1 protein-coding gene and 1 pseudogene are annotated in these 1039 nt (G+C 34.1%); both read right to left on the bottom strand.

The genetic code is table 11. The features are described from left to right. A partial coding sequence (locus Q0257_RS05245; protein WP_298022449.1) for a hypothetical protein occupies positions 1–548 on the bottom strand: 548 nt, incomplete at its 3' end. A 70-nt stretch (positions 549–618) separates the two neighbouring features. Continuing rightward, a pseudogene (locus Q0257_RS05250) lies at positions 619–1039 on the bottom strand (hypothetical protein); the annotation flags it as partial.

Below are 1039 nucleotides of genomic sequence, written 5' to 3' on the forward strand. Positions count from 1 at the left end.
TATTCACATTCATGAATATATGGATCTTTTAGGGTAAATTCGCCATGATCTCCCAACCAAAACGTCGCATGCTCAAAATTATCAATAGCAAATGTCGCATGGTGCTCGCTATACACCCTGCGCGATCTGCATTTTTTGCCTTCGTAATCATAATGATCTGCGAGCTTTTTATAAAATTCGATGCTTTCGTTATCAAAGTCGTAGCCCAGCGCGATATCTTGATTTCGCCCGTCGTAAAAATGAATATAGTCGAAATCGAGGTTGTAATAAACTTTGCAATGATCATTATCGCCGTTTATTATAGCATCGCCGCAATATTTTTCTAGCTTTAATTTCTCTTTTTCAAACTCATGCCGTAGCTCAATCTGCTCAGACGGGTCTAAATTTTGTGTTTTCTCAGTAAAAAATTTCTCTTCATACCTAAGCGCTTTTTGCAATAAAATAGTCGCATATTCGGCTTTTTTGGAATAAAAATATAGGAAATAAGAGGTGTATAACATAAAGATAAACCCTACAAAAATCATAAAATTTCTAAGTAGTTTTTTCAAATCGTTACCTTTTTAGATGCTTTATAGATTATTGGGTATCTCTCGAACCAACTGAATGCGTTTGCATGATTTACTCCTTAGTAAAAAATTTCTTTTTATCTATCAGATACGATATTTCACATTTAGTCTCCAACCTACTATCTTTAATCTCCTTAAGCCTTATAGTAAAGCCGAAGCCCAAACCAGGAAGATTTCTCTCAATATCCAACGCGTAGTATCTATCTTCATAAAAAATGGGTCTAAAATAAACGCCTTCCACATAATTTCTATAATTTTCTAGATGAATCCTACTTTTATACGGATCATAATTAAAATCCCTTATAGCTTTGGTACACTCTTTGATATCTAAAATATAGGCTAAATTTTTAGCAAGATTGTTCGATACGTTATATTCCGCATACTTATAGAACATTATATATAAAAGCCTATGATCGCCGATCTTATACAAAGTGAAACCTCTGCCACGATACCCTGCTTGAACCGTTCTATTC

The sequence above is a fragment of the uncultured Campylobacter sp. genome (genome assembly GCF_938018035.1).
GTDB lineage: Bacteria > Campylobacterota > Campylobacteria > Campylobacterales > Campylobacteraceae > Campylobacter_B.